The sequence below is a fragment of the Cupriavidus phytohabitans genome (assembly GCF_000426345.1).
Classification (GTDB): Bacteria; Pseudomonadota; Gammaproteobacteria; order Burkholderiales; family Burkholderiaceae; genus Cupriavidus.
On record NZ_AUFE01000014.1, the window covers coordinates 1 to 24,716 of the forward strand.

23 protein-coding genes are annotated in these 24,716 nt (G+C 66.3%); 12 read left to right on the top strand and 11 right to left on the bottom strand.

Annotated elements, in window-relative coordinates; all coding sequences use genetic code 11:
* Positions 1–814 (bottom strand): 3-hydroxyacyl-CoA dehydrogenase NAD-binding domain-containing protein (locus K309_RS0112910; protein ID WP_029046809.1); only part of this gene is annotated, 814 nt, incomplete at its 3' end.
* 186 nt (positions 815–1,000) lie between these two features.
* Here K309_RS0112910 and K309_RS0112915 point away from each other — a divergent pair.
* A complete protein-coding gene (locus tag K309_RS0112915; protein WP_029046810.1) occupies positions 1,001–1,645 on the top strand; it encodes a glutathione S-transferase in 645 nt (214 codons plus the stop codon).
* A 166-nt stretch (positions 1,646–1,811) separates the two neighbouring features.
* On the opposite strand, the gene K309_RS0112920 is transcribed toward K309_RS0112915, so the two are convergent.
* Positions 1,812–2,984, bottom strand: coding sequence for a pyridoxal phosphate-dependent aminotransferase (locus tag K309_RS0112920; RefSeq protein ID WP_029046811.1), 1,173 nt, complete (start codon positions 2,982–2,984; stop codon positions 1,812–1,814).
* A gap of 69 nt (positions 2,985–3,053) precedes the next feature.
* Positions 3,054–3,602 carry a PIN domain-containing protein gene (locus K309_RS0112925; RefSeq protein ID WP_029046812.1) on the bottom strand — a complete coding sequence of 183 codons (549 nt, stop codon included), beginning with the start codon at positions 3,600–3,602 and terminating at the stop codon, positions 3,054–3,056.
* Between the two features lie 49 nt (positions 3,603–3,651).
* Here K309_RS0112925 and yaaA point away from each other — a divergent pair, with 49 nt between their 5' ends.
* Entirely contained in the window at positions 3,652–4,437 is a 786-nt protein-coding gene (gene yaaA, locus K309_RS0112930; protein ID WP_029046813.1) for a peroxide stress protein YaaA, read from the top strand.
* Positions 4,438–4,478: 41 nt separating this feature from the next.
* On the top strand, positions 4,479–5,621 hold the full coding sequence (locus K309_RS0112935) for a M14 family metallopeptidase (RefSeq protein WP_029046814.1): 1,143 nt from the start codon (positions 4,479–4,481) through the stop codon (positions 5,619–5,621).
* A gap of 182 nt (positions 5,622–5,803) precedes the next feature.
* Here the strand turns inward: K309_RS0112935 and K309_RS0112940 are convergent, their stop codons facing one another.
* The 3 genes from K309_RS0112940 to K309_RS0112950 all read right to left on the bottom strand — a co-directional run bounded on the left by K309_RS0112940 (position 5,804) and on the right by K309_RS0112950 (position 8,729).
* Positions 5,804–6,574 carry a BspC domain-containing protein gene (locus K309_RS0112940; RefSeq protein ID WP_369796418.1) on the bottom strand — a complete coding sequence of 257 codons (771 nt, stop codon included), beginning with the start codon at positions 6,572–6,574 and terminating at the stop codon, positions 5,804–5,806.
* A gap of 264 nt (positions 6,575–6,838) precedes the next feature.
* Positions 6,839–7,726, bottom strand: coding sequence for an N-formylglutamate amidohydrolase (locus K309_RS0112945; RefSeq protein WP_029046816.1), 888 nt, complete (start codon positions 7,724–7,726; stop codon positions 6,839–6,841).
* Positions 7,727–7,742: 16 nt separating this feature from the next.
* Positions 7,743–8,729: a tripartite tricarboxylate transporter substrate binding protein BugE gene (locus K309_RS0112950; protein WP_029046817.1), complete on the bottom strand. Its 987-nt coding sequence runs from the start codon at positions 8,727–8,729 to the stop codon at positions 7,743–7,745.
* 131 nt (positions 8,730–8,860) lie between these two features.
* Here K309_RS0112950 and K309_RS0112955 point away from each other — a divergent pair, with 131 nt between their 5' ends.
* On the top strand, positions 8,861–9,769 hold the full coding sequence (locus K309_RS0112955) for a LysR substrate-binding domain-containing protein (protein ID WP_029046818.1): 909 nt from the start codon (positions 8,861–8,863) through the stop codon (positions 9,767–9,769).
* A gap of 86 nt (positions 9,770–9,855) precedes the next feature.
* Here K309_RS0112955 and K309_RS0112960 read toward each other — a convergent pair whose 3' ends face one another.
* From K309_RS0112960 to K309_RS0112970, 3 genes are read right to left on the bottom strand one after another with little or no spacing between them, the layout of a single operon-like run.
* Complete coding sequence (locus K309_RS0112960; protein WP_029046819.1) at positions 9,856–11,031, bottom strand: vWA domain-containing protein; 1,176 nt, start codon at positions 11,029–11,031, stop codon at positions 9,856–9,858.
* Positions 11,032–11,060: 29 nt separating this feature from the next.
* Positions 11,061–11,654, bottom strand: a complete 594-nt coding sequence (locus tag K309_RS0112965) for a GNAT family N-acetyltransferase (RefSeq protein WP_029046820.1) — start codon at positions 11,652–11,654, stop codon at positions 11,061–11,063.
* 14 nt (positions 11,655–11,668) lie between these two features.
* Positions 11,669–12,559: an AAA family ATPase gene (locus K309_RS0112970; RefSeq protein WP_029046821.1), complete on the bottom strand. Its 891-nt coding sequence runs from the start codon at positions 12,557–12,559 to the stop codon at positions 11,669–11,671.
* Positions 12,560–13,105: 546 nt separating this feature from the next.
* Here K309_RS0112970 and K309_RS0112975 point away from each other — a divergent pair.
* Together K309_RS0112975 and K309_RS0112980 are read left to right on the top strand one after the other, a co-directional pair.
* Positions 13,106–13,453: a c-type cytochrome gene (locus K309_RS0112975; RefSeq protein ID WP_029046822.1), complete on the top strand. Its 348-nt coding sequence runs from the start codon at positions 13,106–13,108 to the stop codon at positions 13,451–13,453.
* A gap of 10 nt (positions 13,454–13,463) precedes the next feature.
* Positions 13,464–13,862: a c-type cytochrome gene (locus K309_RS0112980; RefSeq protein WP_029046823.1), complete on the top strand. Its 399-nt coding sequence runs from the start codon at positions 13,464–13,466 to the stop codon at positions 13,860–13,862.
* Positions 13,863–13,968: 106 nt separating this feature from the next.
* Here K309_RS0112980 and K309_RS0112985 read toward each other — a convergent pair whose 3' ends face one another.
* Complete coding sequence (locus tag K309_RS0112985; RefSeq protein ID WP_035877361.1) at positions 13,969–14,982, bottom strand: FAD:protein FMN transferase; 1,014 nt, start codon at positions 14,980–14,982, stop codon at positions 13,969–13,971.
* 291 nt (positions 14,983–15,273) lie between these two features.
* On the opposite strand from K309_RS0112985, the gene nosZ reads away from it, so the two are divergent.
* From nosZ to K309_RS0113015, 6 genes are all read left to right on the top strand, one after another.
* A complete protein-coding gene (gene nosZ, locus K309_RS0112990) occupies positions 15,274–17,211 on the top strand; it encodes a TAT-dependent nitrous-oxide reductase (RefSeq protein WP_029046825.1) in 1,938 nt (645 codons plus the stop codon).
* Positions 17,212–17,280: 69 nt separating this feature from the next.
* Positions 17,281–19,890, top strand: coding sequence for a NosR/NirI family protein (locus tag K309_RS0112995; RefSeq protein WP_029046826.1), 2,610 nt, complete (start codon positions 17,281–17,283; stop codon positions 19,888–19,890).
* Complete coding sequence (locus K309_RS0113000) at positions 19,887–21,143, top strand: nitrous oxide reductase family maturation protein NosD (RefSeq protein WP_029046827.1); 1,257 nt, start codon at positions 19,887–19,889, stop codon at positions 21,141–21,143. Before K309_RS0112995 ends, K309_RS0113000 begins: the two co-directional genes overlap by 4 nt.
* Position 21,144: 1 nt before the next feature.
* Complete coding sequence (locus K309_RS0113005) at positions 21,145–22,068, top strand: ABC transporter ATP-binding protein (RefSeq protein ID WP_232232374.1); 924 nt, start codon at positions 21,145–21,147, stop codon at positions 22,066–22,068.
* Positions 22,065–22,904 (top strand): ABC transporter permease, encoded by an 840-nt coding sequence (locus tag K309_RS0113010; RefSeq protein WP_198030811.1) that lies wholly within the window; start codon positions 22,065–22,067, stop codon positions 22,902–22,904. Before K309_RS0113005 ends, K309_RS0113010 begins: the two co-directional genes overlap by 4 nt.
* Positions 22,904–23,437, top strand: a complete 534-nt coding sequence (locus K309_RS0113015) for a nitrous oxide reductase accessory protein NosL (protein ID WP_029046830.1) — start codon at positions 22,904–22,906, stop codon at positions 23,435–23,437. The genes K309_RS0113010 and K309_RS0113015 overlap by 1 nt, the downstream gene beginning before the upstream one ends.
* A gap of 32 nt (positions 23,438–23,469) precedes the next feature.
* Here the strand turns inward: K309_RS0113015 and aroG are convergent, their stop codons facing one another.
* The gene (gene aroG / locus K309_RS0113020) at positions 23,470–24,549 is read right to left on the bottom strand and encodes a 3-deoxy-7-phosphoheptulonate synthase AroG (RefSeq protein ID WP_029046831.1); all 1,080 of its coding nucleotides are present in this window, start codon (positions 24,547–24,549) and stop codon (positions 23,470–23,472) included.
* Positions 24,550–24,716: the final 167 nt, after the last annotated feature.

Genomic DNA, 24,716 nt, shown 5'->3' on the forward strand with positions numbered 1-24,716 from the left:
CGACCGCGCGGATCGCGGTGATCGGCGACGGACGGTAGCGCGGCTCCTGGTAGAACTGGTTGTAGATCGACTCCATCACCGGGTGCGACACGTCCAGCCCGGTCAGGTCCATCAGCTCGAACGGGCCCATGCGGAAGCCGGCCTGCTCGCGCATGATGTTGTCGATGTCGGCAAACTCGGCCACGCCTTCCTGCGCGACCTTCAGGCCTTCGATATTCATGCCGCGGCCGGCATGGTTGACGATAAAGCCCGGCATGTCCTTGCAGCGCACCGGCGTATGGCCCATGCGGCGCGACAGCGCCATCAGCGCGTCGCCAACCTGTGGATCGCCCGACAGGCCGTCGATGACCTCGACCACCTTCATCAGCGGCACCGGGTTGAAGAAGTGGTAGCCGGCGATGCGGCCCGGGTGCTTCGCGCCCACGGCGATCGCGGTGATCGACAGCGACGAGGTGTTCGAGGCGATGATGGCGTTCTCGCGCAGGATCGCTTCCAGCTTGGCGATCAGGTCGCGCTTGACTTCCAGCTTCTCGACGATGGCTTCCAGCACCATGTCGCACCCGGCCAGGTCTTCCAGAGCGCCGCACGGCTTGACGCGGGCCAGCGTGGCCTCGGCGTCAGCGGCGCTGATCTTGCCCTTGTCGGCGAGCTTGGCCAGCGTGTCCTGCAGGTACTGGCGGGCGGCGGCCACAGCTTGCGGGTTGGCGTCGTACAGGTTGACGGTCAGGCCAGCCTGGGCGGCGATCTGCGCGATGCCGCGGCCCATGGCGCCGGTGCCGACGATGCCCAGCGTGTCGATGGTGAAAGTGCTCATCATTCGTCCCAAAAGTTGTGGTTAAATTAGCACGATCGTACGTTTTTTGCACCTTTCCGAACAGACCGGAAGGGCAGGCGGCGTGCGCTGATCGGCCAGGCCGGACACGGCAGGCTCCGGATGGTCCACAATCCCCCTCAGGCCCGTGCCGTGCGGGCGACTATTCCAACAACGGAGAGAGACGACATGCTGAAGCTCTGCGGCTTTGCCGCCAGCAACTACTACAACAAAGTGAAGCTGGCGCTGCTGGAAAAGAACGTGCCGTTCGAAGAGGTGCTGGCCTGGATCGGCGAGACCGACCCGGCCGCAACGCCGGCGGGCAAGGTGCCCTACATGATCACCGAATCCGGCTCACTGTGCGAGTCGGAAGTCATCGTCGAATACCTGGAAGCGGCATTCCCGCAGACGCCGCTGCTGCCGAAGGACCCGCTGCAGGCCGGCAAGGTGCGCGAGATCGTCACCTTCATGGAGCTGTACCTGGAGCTGACGGCGCGCGAGCTGTATCCAGAGGCGTTCTTCGGCGGCAAGGTCAGCGACAGTGTCAAGGAGCGCCAGCACAAGCTACTGGCGCGCTATATCCCGGCGTTTGCCAGGCTGGCGAAGTTCTCGCCGTATATCGCAGGCGACAGCTTCACGCTGGCCGACTGCGCGGCAGCAGTGCACCTGCCGCTGGTGTCGTCGTGCACCAAGATCATCTATGGCACGGATATGCTGGCTGACCTGCCGGTCAAGGATTACCTGAAGACGCTGTCGCAGCGCGAGTCGGTGCAGAAAGTCAATGCAGACCGGAAGGCGAATACCGAGCTGATGATGAGTCGTAGCAAGAAGTAAGCGGAGGCGGCTAGCGTTGCGCTAGCGGTCGGATGTATCCACCGTCCGTAGTGGACGCTCCCCTCTCCCGTGCGCGGGAGAGGGGAGCAAACATGCCGGCTCGCGAAGGCATCAGGAAGCAAAACGCCCGCGAATCGTCGCGGGCGTTTTTGTCTGAGTGTCTGCTTTAAAGCTTCCCCAACCTTTCCAGCGCCAGCGCCAGCGTCTCTTCCTTCTTCGCAAAGCAGAACCGCACCACGCCCGACTCGCGCGGCTGCGTATAGAACGCCGACACCGGAATCGCCGCCACGCCGATCTCGCGCGTCAGCCACATGGCGAAGTCCGCCTCGCTCAGGTCGGAAATAGCCGAGTAGTCGACGCACTGGAAGTAGGTGCCATCCGACGGCAGCAACTTGAAGCGCGAATCCGCCAGCCCGGCGCGGAAGAAATCGCGCTTGGCCTGGTAGAACGCCGACAGCTGCAGGTACGGCGCGGGATCGGCCATGTAGTCGGCCAGCCCGTGCTGCACCGGCGTATTGACGGTGAACACGTTGAACTGGTGCACCTTGCGGAACTCGGCCATCAGCGCGGCCGGCGCCGCCACGTAGCCGACCTTCCAGCCGGTCACATGATAAGTCTTGCCGAAGCTGGAGATCACGAAGCTGCGGCGCGCCAGCTCGGGATGGCGCGACACCGACTCATGCCGCTGGCCGTCGTAGACCATGTGCTCGTAGACCTCGTCCGACAGCAGGAGGATGTCGGTGCCGGCCAGAATCTGTACCAGCTTGTCCATGTCGCCCGCGCGCCAGATCGTGCCGGTGGGGTTGTGCGGCGTGTTGATGAGGATCATGCGCGTGCGCGGCGTGATCGCGGCGGCGAGCTTGTCGAAGGGCACGCGGAACTCGGGCGCCTCCAGCGTGACCGGCACGGCGGTGGCGCCGGCCAGTTCGATCGCGGGCAGGTAGCTGTCGTAGCAGGGCTCGAGCACGATCACTTCGTCGCCCGGATGCACGGCGCACAGGATCGCGGTCAGGATTCCCTGCGTGGCGCCGGCGGTGACGGTGATCTCGGTATCCCAGCTGTACTGGTGGCCGTACAGCGCGGCGATCTTGTCGGCGATGGCCTGGCGCAGGCGCGGCACACCCGCCATCGGCGGGTACTGGTTATGGCCGGCGCGCATCGCCCCGGCGACGGCATCGACGATCTTCGGGTCGCAATCGAAGTCCGGAAATCCCTGGCCCAGGTTGACGGCGTTCTTCTCGATGGCCAGGGCCGACATCACGGTGAAGATGGTGGTGCCGACGCCGGGCAGGCGCGAGGGCGGCGGGGTCAGGGGGGCGAGCGTGGTGTCTGCGGACATGTTGCGGGCGTGTCGATGCGGTAAGAGGAGGGCGCGCGTGCCGAACCGGCCCCGCGCGATCCGGCAATTCTAAAGCGGATCGGCGGTCGTGTCGGCGGTGGTGCCGGCCTGAGCGGCCAGCCAGGCGCCAAAGCCCGGCGGCGTCAGCACCTCGACGCCGCTGGAGCGGCGCAGGCGGCTGCGCAGCTTGAGCACCGCCTTGTCCTTCGATACCAGGCACGCGGCGCCGGCAAAGTGGGCCAGCTCAACAAACTTCTGGTCGTCGGTGTCCTTGCAGCGGGGCAGCCGGATGGCGTCGGCCTCGTCCTGCGGCGGCAGCGGTTCGAGGCGGGTCAGGCGATCGACGGTGGCCAGCGCGGTGTCGATATCGACCTCGAAGCGGGCAAATTGCGGATAAGCCAGCACGCGGCGCAACTCTTCGCGGCAATCGGCGCGGATCACCGGGGCGATGGTGCCGGCCTCCAGCGCGTGCCGGATCGGCTCGACATGCGGGTCGCGGAACACCAGCAGGTCGACCCAGATATTGGAGTCGAGCACCACGCAGGGCGCGCCCGCTGGGGCAGATGTGACGCCGGCGGGGCTGGCGGGATGGTCGGTTCCGGTGCTGTCGAGGCGCATTCGCTACAATCTTGGCTGGTTTGTCCTTGGCTACTGCCGCGATTTTGCCATGCTCATCGTTTTGTCTCCCGCCAAGTCACTGGATTACGAGACACCCCCGCGCATCAAGACCCATACGCTGCCGCGTTTCATCGACCGTTCCGCCACGCTGATCGAGCGCCTGCGCAAGCTCGCGCCGCAGGACGTGGGCGCGCTGATGGACATCTCCGACAAGCTCGCCGTGCTCAATGTCACGCGCTATGCCGAGTGGTCGCCCGAGTTCACCGCCGCCAACAGCAAGCAGGCGGTGCTGGCCTTCAACGGCGACGTTTACGACGGTCTCGATGCGAAGACGCTGACCGCCGAGGACCTCGGCTTCGCGCAGAAGCACCTGCGCATCCTGTCGGGCCTGTATGGCGTGCTGCGCCCCCTGGACTGGATGCAGCCCTACCGGCTGGAGATGGGCACGCGCCTCGACAACGCCGCTGGCAAGGACCTCTATGCGTTCTGGGGCGATGATGTCACGCAGATGATCAACGGCGACATGGCCGCGCTGAAGCAGGAAGGCTCGCAAGTGCTGGTCAACCTGGCTTCGGAAGAGTATTTCAAGGTGGTGCGGCCCAAGGTGCTGCAGGCGCGCATCGTCACGCCGGTGTTCGAGGACTGGAAGGGCGGGCGCTACAAGATCATCTCGTTCCATGCCAAGCGCGCGCGCGGCACGATGGCGCGATACGCGGTCACGCACCGCATCACCGAGCCGGAAAAGCTCAAGCGCTTCGCCGAGGACGGCTATGCCTTCGATGCCTCCGCTTCCGACGCCGGCCGTTGGGTGTTCCGCCGCCGCTTGGAAGACTGAACCCTCGAAGACTGAACCCTAACGCAACGAGACCGCCAGCCATGCCTTCCGCCCTGCACATCTCCTCGCATTTCGATTCGGGTGCCATCGAGGTCGAGGCGCTTGACCGTGCCGACGATATCCGCTTGCGCATCCGCGCCGATTCGCACGCCGACTTCCGGCAATGGTTCCACTTCCGCCTGCAGGGCGCGGCGGGGCAGGCGTGCCGGATGCACTTCCTCAACGCGGGCGACTGCACTTACCCGGACGGCTGGCGTGACTACCGCGCGGTGGCCTCGTATGACCGCGCGTACTGGTTCCGCGTGCCGACCCGCTTCGACGGCAAGGTGATGACGGTGGAATTCACGCCCGGGCACGACAGCGTCTGGTTCGCGTATTTCGAGCCCTATCCCGACGAGCGCCACCTGTCGCTGCTGGCGAGCTGCCAGCGTTCGCCGCTGGCGCAACTGTCACATCTGGGCAGCACTGTCGACGGGCGCGACATGACCCGCGTCACGCTGGGCCAGCCCGGGCCCGGCAAGAAGACCATCTGGATGATCGCGCGCCAGCATCCGGGCGAGAGCATGGCCGAATGGTTTGTCGAGGGCGTGCTGCAGCGGCTGACAGGCACCGGCGTCTGGACCGGCGATCCGGTCGCGCGCAAGCTGCTCGAGCGCGCCGTGTTCCATATCGTGCCGAACATGAACCCGGATGGCTCGGCGCGCGGCAACCTGCGCACCAATGCCGCTGGCGCCAACCTGAACCGCGAATGGATGTCGCCCAGCGCGGATATCAGTCCGGAGGTCTACCATGTACGCCGCGCCATCGAGGCCACGGGGTGTGACATGTTCTTCGATATCCACGGCGACGAGGGCTTGCCGTACAACTTCGTCGCCGGCAGCGAGATGCTGCCCGGCTTTACCGAGGCGCGCCGGCGCGAGCAGCAGCGCTTCATCGAAGCCTTCAAGCGCGCTTCACCGGACTTCCAGGACGTACACGGCTACGCCGCCAGCAAGTACAACGCCGACGCGCTCAAGCTCGCGTCCAAGTACATCGGCCATACCTTCGGCTGCCTGGCGCTGACGCTGGAAATGCCGTTCAAGGACAACGCCGATCTGCCCGATGCGGCGGTGGGCTGGAACGGCGCGCGCAGTGCGCTGCTGGGCACGGCGATGCTGCAGGCGATCCTGGATTACCTGGGCTGAGGCCTTTGGCTGTTGCAGGTTTGCTCCCCTCTCCCGCCTGCGGGAGAGGGGCCGGGGGTGAGGGCCGGCGCATGGCAAGCATCGTGACGTCTCGCTTCGTGGAGAGGCCTGCCCTCACCCCCGCCCCTCTCCCATGAATGGGAGAGGGGAGAGTACAAGCGCACGCACAAGCGCCCGAGCGCTTACTGCTTCTTCTTGGTCTTGCTGCTTGTCTTCGCCGACCCGGATGCCGACTTCGTCGACTTGGCCGCCGATGACTTGCTCGACTTCGACGCCGCCGTGCTCTTGCCCTTGGCACCCTTGCGGCTCTTGCCGGACGACGTGGCCTGGCTCGACATGGGCACGGCCGGCGCGGCAGCGGGTTCGCTGATGGTGGCGCCGCTGGGGTCCTGCAGCTCGTACGCCAGCATCATGCCGTCGTCGTAGCCGCAGCGCACGCGCACGGGCTGCCAGTCGTCGCCGCGGCGCTTGTGCGCGGTGGCGTTGAACGTCACCACGGTGCTGACCGGCACGGCCTGCTTGCCGGGCGAGAAGCGTCCGCTCCAGGGCTCGGTCATGGCCTGCCCGGCGGCGAGCGCGCCGGTGGGGATCTTCAGGGCATCGTAGGTGGCCGAGCGCGGCACCACCCAGCTGGCGTGCGCGGCGCAGTCGGCCACGTCGCTGCTGGCGTTCTCGGTCTTCATCAGCTGCTCGCGCATGCGTGCGCGATACTCGGACAGGCTGACACGGCCGCGATCGGGCAGGGTGATGGTCTTGGTGGGCGGCGTGGAAGTGGCGGCGGGAGCGGGAGCGGCAGGCCTGGCGGGAGCGCCCGTCGGGGCAGCGGCAGGGGCCTGGGCGGCGGCCTCGTCGGCCGGCATGTTGGCGCAGCCCGCCAGCCCGATCGCACCGGCCACCGCGGCAGCGACCATGCGGAGCCGGCTGCCGAGCAGTTCGGAAATTCGTCGGATCACAGTGTTTGCGGTGTTTGCGTTCTGGGATTGGCTTGCCGGCGCGGGGCCGGCAGGCCGGGTAGCTTCGCAAAGGAATGCCATGATAGAGGAAACCTATCCGGCAAAGTTCCTAAATCTTGTTACCTATTCTTCTAACGCAATGACGACGCGCAGGAAGCGGCCTGCTTTCTAGCAGATATTTCCCACGCTGCACAATTGCGGGGAACCCGCACGACCGGTCCGCGGTGATCCGCGCGGCCCGGCCGTGGTGCGTTGGCAAACGCCTCAGGCCACGCGCGAAGGCATCGCGCGCGTAAAGCGCAGCAAATCGTCCAGCAGTGCGTTCAGGTCATGGCGCAGCTTGGCGAAGCCGGCGGTGTGGGTCAGGCCCACTTCATCCATGTACAGCTTGCGGTTGACCTCGAGTTGCAGGCTGTGGCGCCCGGCCTGCGGCTGGCCGACCACGCGCACGATTTCCACGCCCTTGTACGGGTGGTTGCGCCAGACCTCGTAGCCCATGTCCTTGAGCACGCCTTCGATGCGGTCGGTAAAGCGCTTGTCGCAGGTGGTGCCGTCGCGGTCGCCGACGACGAAGTCGGGATGCTCCAGGCCAGGGAACTCGGTCGCGTATTGCGCGGCGCGGCTCGGCATCGAATGGCAGTTGATGTGCCAGGCGCTGCCGTGGCTGGAGACCGCGTGATCGGCCAGCTTTTGCAGCTGCGCGTAGTAGGGCAGGTAGCAGCGGTTGATGCGCGCCTGCACTTCTTCCACGGCGAGCTTGCGGTCGTAGATCGCCTCGCCGCTGTCGAGCACGCGCCAGACCAGGCCCTTGCCGAGCCGGGTCTTGGAGGTTTCCTGCTTCGCGCCGGGCCAGGGGGCCTCGAGCAGCGCTTCGTCGATTTCCTCCAGCGCGCGGTTGGCGTCGATGTAGCTGCGCGGGAAGCCCGCGCACAGCAGCGGGATGCCGCGCGCCGGCGCGCCGGCGTAGAGTTCATCGACGAAGGTGTCCTCGGCCTGCCGCAGCAGCGGCAGCGGCAGGGCGGGATCGGGGCGGAAGTCCGTCGGGTAGGTGGTCGCGCTGTGCGGCGAGTCCAGGAACAGCGGGGCGGGCTCGCCGTCCGGCTGGTACAGGAAGAATGGACTATCCGCGGTGGTTCGGTCGGTATCGGTCATGATGCTGCGCCAGGGGTCAGTCGAGCGAAATCTTGGCGGCCGCGGCCACACGCTTGTTCTTGGCCACTTCGCTCTTGATCTGCGCGGCGAAGTGGGCCGGGGTGTCGCCCACCGGGGTCGCGCCCAGCTTTTCCAGCTTGGCCTTGACCTCCGGCGTCGCCAGCACCTTGACGGCGGCGGCATGCAGCTTGTTCTGGATATCGGCCGGCAGGTTGGCGGGCGCGATCAGGCCGAACCAGGCGGCGTCGTTGACCTCGCCCAGGCCCAGCTCGGCGAAGGTCGGCACGTTCGGCAGCGCCGCCACGCGCTTGGGCGCGGCCACGGCCAGCGCGCGCAGCTTGCCGCCTTCGATGAACGGCAGCGACGACGGCAGGTTGTCGAACAGCACCAGCACCTGGCCGGCCAGCGCGTCGTTCAGCGCCGGGCCCACGCCCTTGTACGGCACGTGCAGCAGTTCGGTCTTGCTGCTCATCTTGAACAGTTCCCCCATCATGTGCGAGACGCTGCCGTTGCCGGCGGAGCCATAGGCCAGCTTGTTCGGCTGCGACTGCGCCAGCGCGATGAAAGACTTCATGTCGGTGGCCTTGACCGCCGGGTTGATGCTCATCACGTTCGGCACCGAGGCCAGGTTGGTGATGGTGGTGAAGTCCTTGGTTGCATCGTAGGACAGGCGCGGGTAGACCGCAGGGTTGATGCCGTGGGTCGAGGCCGTGGCAATGCCCAGCGTGTAGCCGTCCGGCGCCGCCTTCGACAGGAAGGTGGTGCCGATGCTGCCGCCGGCGCCGCCGCGGTTGTCGACCACCACGGCCTGGCCCAGTTGCTGGCCAAGCTTGTCGGCAACGATACGCGCGACGATATCGGTGGTGCCGCCGGCGGGGAAGGGCACCACCAGCGTGATCGGCTTGGCCGGATAGCCGGACTGGGCGGCGGCGCTGAAGGACAGGCCGGTGGCGAGGGCGGCCGAGGCGGCGGCCAGGGTGCGGAGCAGGTGGCGACGTTGCATGATGTCTTGTGGGGAAAGGTATCGAGAAAGAGACAAAGGCGTTTTCACGATTCTGCTCGTCCAGGCAAGCCCCTCGCAAACGAAATAAAATCCCTAGCTCATTCCAATTGGTCGTGAAGTCGAGGTGATGTATGCGGCGTATGTGCCCGTCGCTGACCGAGTTGCAGGCGTTCGAAGCTGCGGCCCGACATAACAGTTTTACCGTGGCGGCGCGCGAATTGCACGTGACGCAGGGTGCTATCAGCAAGCAAGTGCGCAGCCTGGAAGCCTACCTGGGGATCGAACTGTTCGAGCGGGTGCGCCAGCGGCTGGTGCTGACCGATGCCGGTGCGCGCTACCTGGAGCGCATCGGCCCCAGCCTTAACGAACTGGAGGCGGCCACGGTCGAGCTGATGGCGCGCCAGGGGCGCGGGGGCGTGCTGCACATCGCCAGCATGCCCACGCTCGGCGCCAAGTGGCTGATCCCGCGCTTGCCGCAGTTCTTTGCCCGGCATCCGGAGGTGACGCTGGAATTCGTGCCGCATGCGCAGGGCTACGATTTTTCCGAGCCGGATCTCGATGCGGCGATCCGCTTCGGCGATGGCGTCTGGCCGGGCAGCCTGGCTGACTACATGACCGGACGCGAAGTGCTGCCGGTCTGCCGCCCGGGCCTGCTGGCCGATGAGCCTGACGGCGTCGCGCGCACGCCAGATGCGCTGCTGCGCTACCCGCTGCTGCACCACACCACCGTGCCCGAGGCGTGGCCCGACTGGTTCGCCACGCTGGGCGTGGCTACCCGCCAGGCGTGGAGCGGCGCGCGCTTCGACCAGTTCTCGCTGCTGACACAGGCGGCGCTGTCGGGGCTGGGCATCGCGCTGATCCCGCGCTGCCTGATCGAACAGGAACTCGATACCGGCGCGCTGGTGGTCGCGCATCCGGCGCAGGTGCTGGCCAAGAAGGGCTATTACCTGTGCTACCCGGAGCAGAAGCAGCATTTGCCGGCGCTGCGGACTTTCCGTGCCTGGGTCATGGAAGGCGCGGACCTGGCGCGGCCAGGCTGAGGTCGCCGGAGGTCACTGAAATGCCCAGGTTGCGGGCGGTTTGCTCCCTCTCCCGCAAGCGGGAGAGGGAGCAAACCAGGCAGTTCTTATTTCGACAGCACCTTCATCGCCTGCTCCAGGCCCGCCAGCGTGACGGGATACATGCGTCCCTTCATCAGCTGGTTGATCACGGTGATCGACTGGCGGTACTGCCACAGGCCCTCCGGCTCGGGGTTGAGCCAGACGAAATGCGGGAACTGCTCGGTCATGCGGTTCAGCCACACCGCGCCGGCCTCGGCGTTGTTGTACTCGACCGAGCCGCCGGGCTGCAGGATCTCATACGGGCTCATGGTCGCATCGCCGACGAAGATGATCTTGTAGTCGGACGTGTACTTGTGCAGCAGGTCCCACGTCGCCAGCTTCTCGGCGTGGCGGCGGCGGTTGTTCTTCCACACATAGTCATACAGGCAGTTGTGGAAGTAGTAGTACTCCAGGTGCTTGAACTCGGTCTTGGTGGCCGAGAACAGTTCTTCCACGCGCTTGATGTGGTCGTCCATCGAGCCGCCCACGTCCATCAGCATCAGCACCTTGACCTTGTTGTGGCGCTCGGGCCGCAGCTTGATGTCGAGCAGGCCGGCGTTGGCCGCGGTCGAGTGGATGGTGTCGTCCAGGTCCAGTTCGGTGTCGGCGCCATCGCGCGCGAAACGGCGCAGGCGGCGCAGCGCGACCTTGATGTTGCGCGTGCCCAGCTCGACCTGGTCATCATAGTCCTTGTAGGTACGCGCTTCCCACACCTTGATCGCAGTGCGGTTGCCCTTGCTCGGGCCGCCGATGCGGATGCCTTCCGGGTTGTAGCCGCCGTGCCCGAACGGCGAGGTGCCGCCGGTGCCGATCCACTTGTTGCCGCCCTCGTGCTTTTCCTTCTGCTCCTCGAGCAGCTGCTTGAGGCGCTCCATCAGCTTGTCGAGGCCGCCCATGGCCTCGATCTTGGCCTTCTCCTCGGCCGACAGCTCGCGCTCCAGCGTCTTCTGCAGCCAGTCGAGCGGGATGTCGGACTTCCAGTCGACCAGGCTTTCCACGCCCTTGAAGTAGGCGGCGAAGGCCTGGTCGAACTTGTCGAAGTGCTTCTCGTCCTTGACCAGCGTCATGCGCGACAGGTAGTAGAACTCGTCGATCGAGGGCGTGATGACCTGCGCCTTGAGCGCTTCCAGCATGGTCAGGTATTCCTTGACCGAGACTGGCAGCTTGGCGTGGCGCAGCGAGAAGAAGAAGTCGATCAGCATGATGCCTTGCTCTGTGATAGGCGGCCGCTTCAGCGCGGACGGTCAAGCTGGAATTGCAGGTGTTGACGCACCGTCGGCCACTCGCTGGCGATGATCGAAAACACCACGGTATCGCGCAACGAGCCGTCTGGCATGCGCTGGTGGTTGCGCAGCACGCCGTCCTGCTTGGCGCCCAGCCTTGCGATCGCGGCGCGGCTCTGCTGGTTCATCCAGTGCGTGCGGAATTCCACGGCGATGCAGTCGAGCTGCTCGAAGGCATGGCCTAGCAGCATCAGCTTGCACTCGGTGTTCAGCGGCGTGCGCTGGACCCGGCGCGCATACCAGGTGGAGCCGATCTCCACGCGCCGGTTGGCCGCGTCGATATTCATGTAGGTGGTCATGCCCGCCAGCTCGCCCGCGGCGTCGCGCACCGCGAACGGCAGCATCGAGCCCTGGTCCTGCAGGCCCAGGCGCCGCGCGATCTCGGCTTCCATGCGCTCGGGCGCGGGCACGCTGGTGTACCAGAGCTTGTGCAGCTCGCCGTCGGCGCAGGCGGCGCGCAGGCCGTCGGCATGCTCGGGTCGCAGCGGCTCCAGCGTGGCTTGCTTGCCGGCCAGGGTCACGGGATTGGCAAAAGCGGTCATGACAGGCAGCTCGCTCAGCGGTTGGCGCGGTTCATGAAGACCAGGCGCTCGAACAGGTGCACGTCCTGCTCGTTCTTCAGCAGCGCGCCGTGCAGCGGCGGGATCGCGGCCTTCTTGTCCGGGCTCTTCAGCGCCTCGGGCGGGATGTCCTCGGACATCAGCAGCTTGAGCCAGTCAATCAGCTCGGAGGTGGACGGCTTCTTCTTCAGGCCCGGCAGGTTGCGCATCTCGTAGAACGATTCCAGCGCGGCGGCGACCAGCTCACGCTTGATGCCGGGGTAGTGCACGTCGACGATCTGCTGCATGGTGTCGGCGTCCGGGAACTTGATGTAGTGGAAGAAACAGCGGCGCAGGAAGGCGTCCGGCAGTTCCTTCTCGTTGTTCGAGGTGATGATCACCAGCGGACGGCGCTTCGCCTTGACCAGTTCACGCGTCTCGTAGACATAGAACTCCATGCGGTCGAGTTCGCGCAGCAGGTCGTTGGGGAATTCAATGTCGGCCTTGTCGATCTCGTCGATCAGCAACACCACTTGCTGGTCGGCTTCGAAGGCCTGCCACAGCACGCCCTTGACGATGTAGTTGCGGATGTCGTGCACGCGGTCGTCGCCGAGCTGCGAGTCGCGCAGGCGCGAGACCGCGTCGTATTCATACAGGCCCTGCTGTGCCTTGGTGGTCGACTTGATATGCCACTGCAGCAGCGGCATGTCCAGCGCGGCGGCCACTTCCTCGGCCAGCATGGTCTTGCCGGTGCCGGGCTCGCCCTTGATCAGCAGCGGGCGCTGCAGCGTGCGCGCGGCGTTGACGGCCAGCTTGAGGTCGTCGGTGGCGACATACTGGTCACTGCCCTCGAAACGGGCCTGCTGGGCGGAAGAAGCTTGGGCGGAAGCGTTGGCGGTGTTTGACATGAGGCAACCTGGAGGTGACGGCCCTGTCCTGGTCGGTTCGGGCCGGGTTGGCGTGTTTGGCGCAGTCTCTTCGCGCTGTCACGCGCGCTTTCATTATGGGCGGTGTGGTTCGTCCGGACTCAGTGCCGAACGTCTGCGAACGGTCGTGCGCTTTACCGGAATGGGCCAGTATAAAAGACCTTTGCGGTTCGTGTTGGACGGGGCTGACAGACGGTACGCAACGGCGGGCGGTTGCTGGACTGCCAGGTGTCGCCTGCGGTACAATGCGCCGGTTTGACGCGCCCCCACGTCCAGTTCTCCAGTATCCGGCAGTCCGCGCTCAGAAGTCCCAGCGGCCCGACCGGGTCGCGGCGATTGCGCGAGGTGGTTCCAGAATGGTGTTCCACATCACGGCAATGATCCCGGATGCCGAATGTCTGGGCGGGTCTGGCAGGTTGCACCTCTTGCAACCCCATCGGCAGCCAGGCTTTCCCCAGAAGCATTCTGAAACCGTCTCCGCCCGGCAGGGCAGGTCACGCACGGTTTAATTTCCAATCCGCAAAGACAATGAAAAAGCTCCTCACGATGGTGGTGCTGGGCGTGGCCGCAACGGCCACGCAGGCACAGGAAGTCAAGGGCAATGGAGACGCTGCCAAGGACAAGGTTGCAATGTGCATCGGATGCCACGGCATTCCGGGCTACCGTGCGTCGTTCCCCGAGATCTATGAAGTGCCGTTGCTGGGCGGCCAGAGCGCCAAGTACATCGAAAATGCGCTGAAGGCGTACCAGAAGGGCGAGCGCAAGCACCCGACCATGCGCAGCATCGCCGCCACGCTGACCGAGCAGGACATCGCCGACGTGGCGGCCTACTACTCGCAGCAGAAGCCGAACACCCAGAACAACGCCCTGAAGTAAGAGACCCATCATGAAGACGCTCAAGACGCTTTCGATCGCGCTCGGCGCACTCGTGCTGGGTGCCGCCACATTGCCGGCTTCGGCCGCCGACCTCGCCAATGGCAAGGCGCTGGTGCAAAAGGGTGCCTGCGTGGCCTGCCACGGCGAAGGCCTGAACAAGCCGATCTCGCCCGACTATCCCAAGCTGGCCGGCCAGCATGCCGACTACCTGTACCATGCGATGATGTCGTACCAGGTGTCGGGCAACGCGCTGGTGGGCCGCTCCAATGCGATCATGGCCGGCCAGGTCAACGCCAATCCGGCGGTGACCGGCAAGGACGGCAAGCCGCGTCCGTTCACGCGCAAGGAGCTGAAGGATATCGCTGCGTATATCGAGTCGCTGCCGGGCGACCTGGTGCTGAAGAAGTAAGCCGTGGCGCGGTGACTGCCGCGCCGTCGCAGAGGGAAAAGCCGCCTTGGTACAGGCGGCTTTTTCTTATTGGGCGGAGGGTCGGCGCGCCAGCGCGCCAGCGCGTCTACGCCGCCACACTTGCAAGCCGGCGGCGCATCCCTGCCGTGGTCCAGGGCTCGGCATCGCCGACGACCAGCGCGTCGACGCCGGCTGCACCGTGCAGCAGCCCGGCCGCGGCGGACTGGCCAGCGACCATCAACGCAGCGCCCAGGCCGTTGACCGCGGTGGCCTGTGAAGCCACCAGGGTCACGCCACGCGGTCCCGCCGCCGGCATGCCAGTGGCAGGGTCGAGCACGTGGTGGTAGCGCTTGCCGTTGGCGACAAAGCAGCGCTCATAGTCGCCCGATGACGCGACCACGGCTTCGGATACCGCCAGTACGCCCAGCAGCCGCGCCGGTGAGCGCGGATCGCGCACGCCCACGCGCCAGTCGCGCCCTTGCAGCTGGCCGCTCGCCAGCACATCGCCGCCGCCATTGATCATGGCATGACGCAATCCGTGCCTGCGCAGCGCCTGCATGCCCGCCTGCAGGATCGGCAGCTTGGCGATGCCGCCCAGGTCCAGGCGCATGCCCGGGCGCAGCAGCATCGCTTCGCCGCGGCGTTCGTCGAGCATGACCTGCCGGTAGTCCACCAGCGTCCGCTCGCGTGCCAGCTCGGCGGAAGTCGGCACGCGCGTGTTGTCTTCACCGAAGTGCCAGCCGGCGAAGGCGCCGACGGTGATGTCGAACGCGCCACCGGTGCGCGCCGACAGTGCCGCCGCCGCTTGCAGCACTGCCATCAGTTCCAGTGCGACCGGCACCGGCTGCCGGCCCGCTGCGCGCTGCAGGGCGCTGACCTGGCTGTCCGGCCGGTAGCGCGACATCAATCGCTCCAGTCGGCCCATCTCTGCAAAGGCGGCGGCGATGCCGGACCTTGCTGCCAGGTAAGAACTGTCCTGCACCACGATATCGACCTGCGTGCCCAGCAGGCGCCGCGATGCGCGTGTGACCGTGGCATCGGCCAGCGCCGGCCTGACGAACATGGCGGTGGCAAGCATCGGCACGCTGGCCGCGGCGGCGCGCAGCACGTTGCGCCGCATGGCGTCGATGCGAGAGGAAGAAGACAGCGTTGCCGGTAAGGTCTTGGCGCGCATGACAGGATGGGCGGCGCATGCCGCGTTAGTCGTTGACGTTGTGGTGTCGCCATTCTCCGGGCAGTCTTCGGAAAAAACATGCATCAAAAATGAATATTTAAAAGATCCATGACGAGCGTCAACCTCGTTCACGCCAACTGCTTCGACTATCTGTAACCGGCAACATCAGGCCACCCACACAACGAAGAGAGCAGGCGGAGCCCTCCGCCCTTTGCAATGACGGTTCGAGGATCGAAGATGACGAGGCATTCCCAAGACCCACTGGCACACACCGATGCACCGGCGGCACCGGGACGACGGCGCTTTATCAATACCGCGGCGCTGGCCGGGCTGGCCGGCGTGGCGGCGTGCACGGACAAGGGCGGAGCGCCCACCGCGGCCACCCCGGCCAGCGGTGCGCACGCGGGACAGGGCAGCGCGCATGCCGGTGCGTCGGTGCACCTGAAGCCGGGCGAGCTTGATACCTACTACGGCCTGTGGAGCGGCGGCCATGCGGGCGACATGCGCGTGCTGGGGCTGCCCTCGGGGCGCGAGCTGCACCGCATCCCGTGCTTCGTGCCCGATGCGCTGACCGGCTGGGGCATCACCAATGAATCCAAGCGCGTGATGGGCACGCGCCCCGACGGCAACGTGCTGTACAACGTCGGCGACACGCACCATGTGCATGCCTCGTACAAGGACGGCAATTACGATGGCCGCTACGCGTGGATCAACGACAAGATCAACGCACGGCTGGCGCGCATCCGGCTCGACTATTTCGTCTGCGACAAGATCACGGACCTGCCCAACGTGCAAGGCTTCCACGGCATCTTCCCGGACAAGCGCGATCCCGTCGACGCGAACATCAACTACACCACGCGCGTGTTCTGCGGCGCGGAGTTCGCTTTGCCGCTGCCCAATACGCCGACCGAGGACGCCGGCAAGTACCGCTCGCTCTTCACCTGTGTCGATGCGGAGACGATGGCGGTACGCTGGCAGGTGCTGATCGACGGCAATTGCGACCTCGTCGCGACCTCGTACGACGGCAAGCTGGCCGCCACCAATCAGTACAACGTCGAGATGGGCGCGCGCTATGAAGACATGATGTCGGCCGAGCGCGACGCCTGCCTGTTCTTCAATATCGCCCGCATCGAGGCGGCGATCAAGGATGGGAAGTTCAAGACCATCGGCGACTCGAAGGTGCCAGTGGTCGACGGCACGCACGCGGCCAACGCCGACCCGAAGACCGCGCTGACCACCTACGTCTCGGTGCCGAAGAACCCGCACGGCGTCAATGCCAGCCCGGACCAGAAGTACTTCATCTGCGCCGGCAAGTTGTCGCCGACCGGCACCGTGATCGAACTGGCGAAGGTGCTGGACTGGTTCGACGGCAAGCTGGAGACGCCCGATGAGGCCATCGTCGCCGAGGTCGAGCTGGGCCTGGGGCCGCTGCATACCGCCTTCGACGGGCGTGGCAATGCCTACACCACGCTGTTCCTCGACAGCCAGATCGTCAAGTGGAACATCGACGCGGCGATCCGCTTCCACAAGGGCGACAAGAACGCCAAGTACGTGGTCGACCGGCTCGACGTGCAGTACCAGCCGGGCCACCTGAACGCTTCGCAGTCCGAGACGATCGCCGCCGACGGCAAGTTCCTGGCCGTGGGCTGCAAGTTCTCCAAGGACCGATTCCTGCCGGTGGGGCCGCTGCATGCCGAGAACGAGCAGCTGATCGATATCTCGGGCGACAAGATGGTGCTGCTGGCGGACCACCCGGTGCATAGCGAACCGCACGACTTCATCATCTTCCGTCGCGAGCTGCTGCGGCCCAAACAGGTCTATGCGCTGGATGATTTCCCGCTGGCGGTGAAGGATCCGCAGCAGTCGGGCGTATTCCGCAACGGCAAGAAGGTGACGGTGAAGATCACGTCGCAGGCGCCGGTGTTCTCGCTGCGCGAGATCAAGCTGAAGAAGGGCGACGAAGTCACGCTGATCCTGACCAACCTGGACAAGATCGAAGACCTGACGCACGGGTTTGCCATCCCCAAGTACAACATCAACTTCATCGTCAATCCGCGCGAGACCGCGTCGGTGACCTTCATCGCCGACAAGCCCGGCGTGTTCTGGTGCTACTGCACCCACTTCTGCCACGCGCTGCATCTTGAGATGCGCAGCCGCATGATCGTCGAGGCCTGAGACGGCATGCGTGGATGACCTTGCGCGGCGCGTGCCGCCGCGCAAGGTCATCCGCTTGCCCCCAATTCCATGATCCACGCATTTCTCGATCGGCTTGCGGCGTGCTTCGCCGTATTCCTGCTGGCGCTTGGCTTTTCTGCATCGGCACACGCCGGCGCATATGAGGCAGCCTTGCCGCCGGAACTCTCCTCCGCGGCGGACCTGTGCGCGCTGGCGCCCTGCACCGAAGTGCTGCCCGGCGCGACCAGTTTCTCCACGCGCAAGGGACAACCGCCCTACGTAGAGGGCTATCGCACCGGCGCGGACGGCAAGCGCGAACTGCTCGGCTACGTGATGCTGTCCACCGACATTACCGATACACCGGCGTATTCCGGCAAGCCGGTGGTGACGCTGATCGGCATGGATGTGCGGGGGCAGTACACGGGCGTCAGGGTACTGAAGCATTCCGAGCCGATCCTGCTGCTGGGCATCCCGGAATCGGCGCTGCTCGATTTCAACAGGCAGTACGTCGGCAAGTCGGTGGCCGACAAGATCGAAGTCGGCCAGTCGCGGCCGGACGAGGGCGTGGTCGGTGTCGATGCGATTTCCGGCGCCACCGTGACGGTGATCGCCCAGAACCAGGTGCTGACCACGTCGGGCGCGGCGGTGGCGCGGCAGGTCGGCATTCTGGCTCCGACGCAGCGGGCGCCGGCGCGGTTCGCCGAAAGCGGCAAGCACTATGCCTGGCAGCAAATGGTGACGAGCGGGCTGGTGCAGCGGCTGCTCGTGCAGCCGGCGCAAGTCGGGCTGCCCGGCGGCGGCGAGCCCTTTATCGAGCTTTGGTTTGGCGACCTAAACCATCCAGACATTGGCCGCAGCGTGCTGGGCGATGCCGGCTGGCAAGGGCTGCGCGCGCAGTTGAAGCCCGGCGAGCATGCCATCTTCGTGATCCGCACCGCGGGCGCGGAGTCGTTCAAGGGCTCGGGCTTCGTGCGCGGCGGCATCTACGACCGCGTGCAGGTGCGCCAGGGCGCCGACGCGTTCACCTTCCGCGACCTGGACTACCTCAATCTCTACGGCGTTGCGGCGCAGGGCGCGCCGGCGGTGACCGAGTCGGCGATCTTCGTGATCCGGTCGCCGGCGTTTTCCGCGGCGTATCCGTGGAAGCTGTCGTTTCTCGGCAACCGCGTCGACCGTGCCACCGGCACGCGCAGCTTCGCCAGCTTCGATGCGCCGTACTGGCTGCCGGCAGCGATGCTGCAGGGCGGCCGGCCGCAGATCGACGAACCCGAAGCGCCGTGGCGCAAGGTCTGGCGCAAACAGGCCACCAACATCGCGTTGTTTATCGCGCTGCTGGGCGCAGTCACGGTGGTCTACGCACTGCGCGACCGCCTGACGCGGCGCGCCACGCACAAGAACAAATGGCCGGTCAATGCGTTCAAGTACACGGCCTGGGCGCTCAGCATCGTCTTTGTCGGCTTCGGGGCGATGGCGCAGCCGTCGATCACGCAGGTGCTGACGTGGTTCCACGCGCTGCTGCTGCGCTGGGACTGGGCGCTGTTCCTCAGCGATCCCTTTATCTTCTGCTTCTGGATCTTCATCATCGCCACCGTGCTGCTGTTCGGCCGCGGCCTGTTCTGCGGCTGGCTGTGTCCGTTCGGCTCGCTGTCCGAGGCGATCTACAAGCTGGGCCGCTTCCTGGGACTGAAGCGATGGCAGCGGCAGTTGCCGCGCCGCTGGCATGACCGGCTCAAGTGGGTCAAGTACGGTGTGTTCTTCGGGCTGCTGGCGGTGTCGGTGTTTTCGATGGGACTGGCCGAGATGCTTGCGGAGATCGAGCCGTTCAAGACGACCTTCCTGGTCGGCATCCCGAACCGCGCATGGCCGTACGGGCTGTTCGCGTGCACGCTGCTGGGACTGTCGCTGTTTATCGAACGGCCCTACTGCAAGTACCTGTGCCCGCTCGGCGCAGCACTGGCGATGCCGAGCACGTTCCGCTGGTTTGGCCTGCGGCGCAAGTCTGACTGCAACCACTGCAAGGCGTGCGCGGTGGGCTGCGGCTCACAGGCGATCGATGCCGACGGCCGCATCGACCATCGCGAATGCCTGCATTGCCTCGACTGCATGGTGCTCTATACCGACACGCGCGGCTGCCCGCCGCTGGCGCGCGAGCGCAAGCGGCGCGAGCGGGACGGGCTGCCGCTGACACCGCTGGGTCGCAACGGATATTTCATCCCGCTGGTGCCGGTGCCGGCCGATGCGGCACAGCCTTCGGGCCCAGACCCGCGGATGCCGACCGACCCGGTGGCGCGGCCGTACGCGGCAACGGCTGGCGCCGCGCGCTGGTTCGCCGAGCTGTGGGACCACTTGTGGCCATGGAGCGGCCAGGGCTGGCGCTCCGCCGCCGCGCTGCAGCTGGCGGGGCTCGCGGTCGCGCTGGCGGCCACCGTCGCGTGGGCGCTGGCCGCCAGCGGACAAATGCGCGCCGGCGCGGTGATCGGCTGGTGGCTGGGCTGGAGCCTGTACGAAGTGCTGATCCGCCTGTCGGGAAAGCGCTACGTCAAGGATGGCCCGTGGTGGCGCGGCCGCTACCGGCGCGCCACCGTGATGGACATGCTCAGCTATGTCGGCTTCAAGAACCTGCTGGTCGGTGCCGTGCTGTTCCTGGCGCTGAAGGCGATGGGGATGCTGGCCGCATGAAGCTGCTGCCTGGTATTGCGCTCTTATGGCTAACCTGCGCGCAGGCCGCGACCTGGCGCGTGCAGCCCGGCCAGTCGCTGCAGGCGGCGATCGACGCCGCCGGCGCAGGCGACACCATCGAGATCGCGCGCGGCCACTACACCGGCAACTTCGCCGTCGACAAGCCGCTGGTGCTGCGCGGCATCGCGCGGCCCACGCTCAGCGGCGCACTGCGCGGCGATACGTTGCGCATCACCGCGCCCGACGTGGTGGTCGAAGGCCTGATCGTGCGCGACTCCGGCGACAGCCTGAAGGACCAGAACGCCGGCATCTATATCCGCCCCGGCGCGCACCGCGCGGTGGTGCGCGATTGCGACCTGACCTACAACCTGTTCGGGCTGTGGATCGAGAAGGCCGACGATGTCCGCATCGAGCACAACACCATCACCGGCAAGCGCGATTACAACTCGGCGCAGCGCGGCAACGGAGTGCAGCTCTACAACACGCGCGGCGCACGCATCCTCGACAACAACATCAGTTTCGTGCGCGACGCGCTTTATGTCGATGTCTCGCATCACGCCATCTTTCGCGGCAACCGGCTGCACCACAGCCGCTACGGCACCCATTACATGAACTCGTACCACAACCTGTGGGAAGGCAACGACAGTTACCGCAACCGCGGCGGGCTGGCGCTGATGGAAGTGCGCGACCAGGTCGTGCGCAACAACCGAACCTGGGGCAATACCGACCACGGCATCATGCTGCGCACGCTGCAGGACTCGGCGATCGAAGGCAACGTTGTCGCCGGCAACCAGCGCGGGTTCTTTATCTATGACGTCGAGTACGTGACGCTGCGCGGCAACCTGGTGCTGGGCAACGCGACCGGCGTGCACCTGTCCGCCGGCTCGACGCGCAACGTGGTGCAGGGCAACGACTTCATCGCCAATCGCGAGCCGGTGCGCTATGTGGGCGCGCGCGACGAGCCGTGGGGCGGCCGGGGGCAGGGCAACTACTGGAGCAACTACCTGGGATGGGACCGCGACGGCGATGGCGTGGGCGACGTGCCGTACCAGGCCAACGACCTCGTCGACAGGCTCGGCTGGCGCTACCCGGGCGTGACGCTGCTGCTGGGCAGTCCGGCGCTGCAGGCGCTGCGGCTGGCGGGACGGCAGTTCCCGGTGATCCGGGCGCCGGGCGTGGTCGATGCTTATCCGAGAATGCGCCCGGTGCGCGCCAACTGGAGGGACTGGGATGCTCAGGCCAGCGGCCATTGATATGCACGACGCCATCGTGCTCGCCGGCGTCAGCCGGCATTTCGGCGCGTTGCGCGCCGTAGACGACGTCAGCCTCAGCGTGGGGCAAGGCGAACTGCTCGGGCTGATCGGGCACAACGGCGCGGGCAAGAGCACGCTGTTCAGGATGATGCTGGGACTGTTGCCGGTCACGCATGGCACGTTGCGCGTCGCCGGCGCAGACGTGGGCAGCCGCGCATTTCGCGCCGCGCGACGCGGCATCGGCTACCTGCCCGAACATCTGGTGCTCTATGACAACCTGAGCGGCCTGGAGACGCTGCGCTTCTTCGCGCGGCTGAAGGGCGTGAAGGCGGATGCGTGCGCGCCGATGCTCGACCAGGTCGGCCTGTCCGACGCCGCCGCGCGCCCGGTGCGCGAGTATTCGAAAGGCATGCGCCAACGGCTCGGCTTCGCGCAGGCGCTGCTCGGCGCACCGCGCGTGCTGTTCCTCGACGAGCCGACCAACGGGCTGGACCCGGCGGCAATCCGCGATTTCTACCTGATGCTCAACGCGCTGCGCGAGGGTGGCGTGACCATCGTCATTACCTCGCACATCCTGGCCGAGCTGCAGCAGCGCATCGACCGCTTCGCCATTCTTGCCGCCGGCCGCTTGCAGGCCACCGGCAGCCTGGAGTCGCTGCGCGCGCAGGCGGGGCTGCCGCTGACGCTGGCGCTGCGGCTCGAACCGGGTGCGCGCGAAGACGCGCTGCGCCGACTGCAAACGCATGCGTGGGACAGGATCGAAGTGGTGGAAGGGGTGCCGGGGGAACTGACCGTGCGCTGTCCCGTTGCGGCCAAGATGCCGGTGCTGGCTGCGTTGCAGCCGCTGGCGGGGCGCCTGCTGGACCTGCAGATCCACGAGCCTTCGCTCGAAGACCTGTTCCTCGGCATGCGGGGGCAGGCATGAACGCGCGCATCGATGCGAGGCAAGTGGCCGCGATCGCAGCCAAGGAATTCCGCGACCGCATGCGCAACCGCTGGGTTCTCGCCGTGGCTGCCGTCTTCACCGCGCTGTCGCTGGCGATCGGCTATTTCGGTGGCGCCGAGCAGGGGGTGCTCGGGCCGCGCTCGCTGGAGTTCGTCATCACCAGCCTGGCGAGCCTGGTGATCTACCTGGTGCCGATGATCGCGCTGCTGCTCGGCTTCGATGCCGTGGTGGGCGAACGCGAGCGCGGCTCGCTGGACCTGCTGCTGTCGTTGCCGCTGACGCGCGGCGAGCTGCTGCTGGGCAAGTACCTGGGGCTGGCCGCCGCATTGCTGCTTGCCACCGCCGGCGGTTTTGCGTTGATGGCGGTGCTGCTGGCGCGCCAGTTCGGCTGGCCGGGCCTGTACCACTACCTCGGCTTTGTCGCCAGCGCCGGGCTGCTGGGCCTTGCGTTCCTGAGTCTGGCGCTGTGGCTGTCGGTGCTGTCGCGCGACCGCGCGCAGGCATCGGGCCTGGCGATCGGCCTGTGGTTCTTTTTCGTGCTGGTGTTCGACCTGCTGCTGCTCGGGCTGCTGGTCGCCGGCGCCGGCGAGGGCGGCGCCAGCGGATCCGGCACCGATTGGATCGCGTGGCTGCTGCTGCTGAACCCCGCGGACCTGTTCCGCATCGTCAATGCCTTTTCACTCGACCAGTTGCGCAGCGCCGGCGGCGTTGCCAGCATCGTGCCGCCGGCGCTGGCCAGCCCCTGGCCCACCGGCGCGGCACTGCTGGCGTGGATTGCCGTGCCGCTGGTCCTTGCTGCCAGGAGATTCCGCTGATGTGTTCCCCATCGTCTTTGCGTCGCCGCCACCTGATGCTCGCCATGGCCGGAGCCACGGTCTTCGTTGCCGCCTGCGGCAAGAAGCCGGAGGGCGCCGTGCAACCGAATGAGATCGAATCCGCCACCGCCTGCGTGCTCGATGGCATGCTGCTGGCCGACTATCCCGGCCCCAAGGCGCAGATCTTCTACGCTGGAGAAGCCCGACCGCAATGGTTTTGCGACACAGTGGAAATGTTCCACGCATTGCTGCGGCCCGAGCAGGTCAGGCCGGTGCGCGCGGTGTTCGTGCAGGACATGGCGCGGGCTGACTGGGAGCGGCCGCGCGGCCACTGGTTCGATGCCACCACCGGCGTGTATGTTGCCGGCAGTGGGCGCCACGGATCGATGGGGCCGACGCTGGCGAGCTTCCGCGCCGAAACCGATGCCAGCGCCTTTATCGCCCGCCATGGCGGCAAGCTGCTGCGCTACGCCGAGGTGACGCCGGAACTGGCGGATCTCAGCGGCGGCGCCATGCACGACAGCCGGATGTAGGCGGTGGTCATGCAAGGCGCGCGCGCGATGGCTCAGTTGCCGCTGCCCGGCACCAGGCGGCGCTGGCGCACCGATTCCGCCAGGCCTTCCAGCACCTTGACAGATTCATCCCAGCCGATGCACGCATCGGTGACCGACTGGCCGTAGGTCAGGGTCTCCACCGGCGTGCCCTGCACGTGGTCCTGGCGGCCCGCCACCAGGTGCGATTCGACCATCACGCCGATGATGCGCTGGTCGCCGCCGGCGATCTGGCGGCCGATGTCTTCGCACACCGGGATCTGGTTCTCATGCTTCTTGCTGCTGTTGGCATGCGAGGCATCGATCATCAGGCGCGAGGCCAGTCCGGCCTTGGAGATGGCGTCACACGCTTCCTGCACGCTGGCGGCATCGTAATTGGGCGCCTTGCCGCCGCGCAGGATCACGTGGCAGTCCTCGTTGCCCGAGGTCGACACGATCGCCGAGTGGCCGCCCTTGGTCACCGACAGGAAATGGTGCGGCTGCGATGCGGCCTTGATCGCGTCCACCGCGATCTTGACGTTGCCGTCGGTGCCGTTCTTGAAGCCCACCGGGCACGACAGTCCCGACGCCAGCTCCCGGTGTACCTGCGACTCGGTGGTGCGCGCGCCGATCGCGCCCCAGCTGACCAGGTCGGCGATGTATTGCGGGCTGATCATGTCGAGGTACTCGGTGCCGGTCGGCACGCCCATCTCGCTGATGTTCAGCAGCAACTCGCGCGCGGTGCGCAGGCCGTCGTTGATCTTGAAGCTGCCGTCCATGTACGGGTCGTTGATCAGGCCCTTCCAGCCCACCGTGGTGCGCGGCTTCTCGAAGTAGACGCGCATCACCACTTCCAGCTCGTTGGCGAAGCGGTCGCGCTGCACCTTGAGCAGCTTGGCGTATTCCAGCGCGGCGCGGGTATCGTGGATGGAACACGGGCCGATGATGACGATGAGCCGGTCATCCATGCCATGCAGGATGCGGTGCATGGCCTGGCGCGCGCCGTAGATCACGTCCGAAGCCGCTTCAGAGCAGCCAAATTCGCGGATCAGGTGAGCCGGCGGCAGCAGCTCCTTGAGTTCGCGAATGCGCAGGTCGTCGGTGTTCTTCAGCATGATGGCTCCGGGATTCTTGTGAGGTCGTGAGAGTGGGGAAACAATTGGGTATAAAAAAACCGCCAGGGTCGCTGGCGGTTTTTTTTGTATTCGGGGCGCTTACAGCCGTCCCTCCCTATCCGCCAGCGGTGTGAGATCGCTAAAGAAGTAAAAGTAAAACTTAGCGG

Excerpts from the sequence above, each read along its gene's own strand:
- K309_RS0112975 (WP_029046822.1), top strand. The coding sequence starts at position 13,106 with ATGAAAAAGCTCCTCACGATGGTGGTGCTGGGCGTGGCCGCAACGGCC.
- K309_RS0112945 (WP_029046816.1), bottom strand. The coding sequence starts at position 7,726 with ATGACCGATACCGACCGAACCACCGCGGATAGTCCATTCTTCCTGTAC.
- yaaA (WP_029046813.1), top strand. The coding sequence starts at position 3,652 with ATGCTCATCGTTTTGTCTCCCGCCAAGTCACTGGATTACGAGACACCC.
- K309_RS0112935 (WP_029046814.1), top strand. The coding sequence starts at position 4,479 with ATGCCTTCCGCCCTGCACATCTCCTCGCATTTCGATTCGGGTGCCATC.
- K309_RS0112960 (WP_029046819.1), bottom strand. The coding sequence starts at position 11,031 with ATGCTGATCGACTTCTTCTTCTCGCTGCGCCACGCCAAGCTGCCAGTC.
- K309_RS0112950 (WP_029046817.1), bottom strand. The coding sequence starts at position 8,729 with ATGCAACGTCGCCACCTGCTCCGCACCCTGGCCGCCGCCTCGGCCGCC.
- K309_RS0113005 (WP_232232374.1), top strand. The coding sequence starts at position 21,145 with ATGCACGACGCCATCGTGCTCGCCGGCGTCAGCCGGCATTTCGGCGCG.
- K309_RS0112955 (WP_029046818.1), top strand. The coding sequence starts at position 8,861 with ATGCGGCGTATGTGCCCGTCGCTGACCGAGTTGCAGGCGTTCGAAGCT.
- K309_RS0112925 (WP_029046812.1), bottom strand. The coding sequence starts at position 3,602 with ATGCGCCTCGACAGCACCGGAACCGACCATCCCGCCAGCCCCGCCGGC.
- K309_RS0112920 (WP_029046811.1), bottom strand. The coding sequence starts at position 2,984 with ATGTCCGCAGACACCACGCTCGCCCCCCTGACCCCGCCGCCCTCGCGC.
- aroG (WP_029046831.1), bottom strand. The coding sequence starts at position 24,549 with ATGCTGAAGAACACCGACGACCTGCGCATTCGCGAACTCAAGGAGCTG.
- K309_RS0113010 (WP_198030811.1), top strand. The coding sequence starts at position 22,065 with ATGAACGCGCGCATCGATGCGAGGCAAGTGGCCGCGATCGCAGCCAAG.
- K309_RS0112980 (WP_029046823.1), top strand. The coding sequence starts at position 13,464 with ATGAAGACGCTCAAGACGCTTTCGATCGCGCTCGGCGCACTCGTGCTG.
- K309_RS0113015 (WP_029046830.1), top strand. The coding sequence starts at position 22,904 with ATGTGTTCCCCATCGTCTTTGCGTCGCCGCCACCTGATGCTCGCCATG.
- K309_RS0112985 (WP_035877361.1), bottom strand. The coding sequence starts at position 14,982 with ATGCGGCGCAACGTGCTGCGCGCCGCCGCGGCCAGCGTGCCGATGCTT.
- K309_RS0112965 (WP_029046820.1), bottom strand. The coding sequence starts at position 11,654 with ATGACCGCTTTTGCCAATCCCGTGACCCTGGCCGGCAAGCAAGCCACG.
- K309_RS0112915 (WP_029046810.1), top strand. The coding sequence starts at position 1,001 with ATGCTGAAGCTCTGCGGCTTTGCCGCCAGCAACTACTACAACAAAGTG.
- nosZ (WP_029046825.1), top strand. The coding sequence starts at position 15,274 with ATGACGAGGCATTCCCAAGACCCACTGGCACACACCGATGCACCGGCG.
- K309_RS0112970 (WP_029046821.1), bottom strand. The coding sequence starts at position 12,559 with ATGTCAAACACCGCCAACGCTTCCGCCCAAGCTTCTTCCGCCCAGCAG.
- K309_RS0112995 (WP_029046826.1), top strand. The coding sequence starts at position 17,281 with ATGATCCACGCATTTCTCGATCGGCTTGCGGCGTGCTTCGCCGTATTC.
- K309_RS0113000 (WP_029046827.1), top strand. The coding sequence starts at position 19,887 with ATGAAGCTGCTGCCTGGTATTGCGCTCTTATGGCTAACCTGCGCGCAG.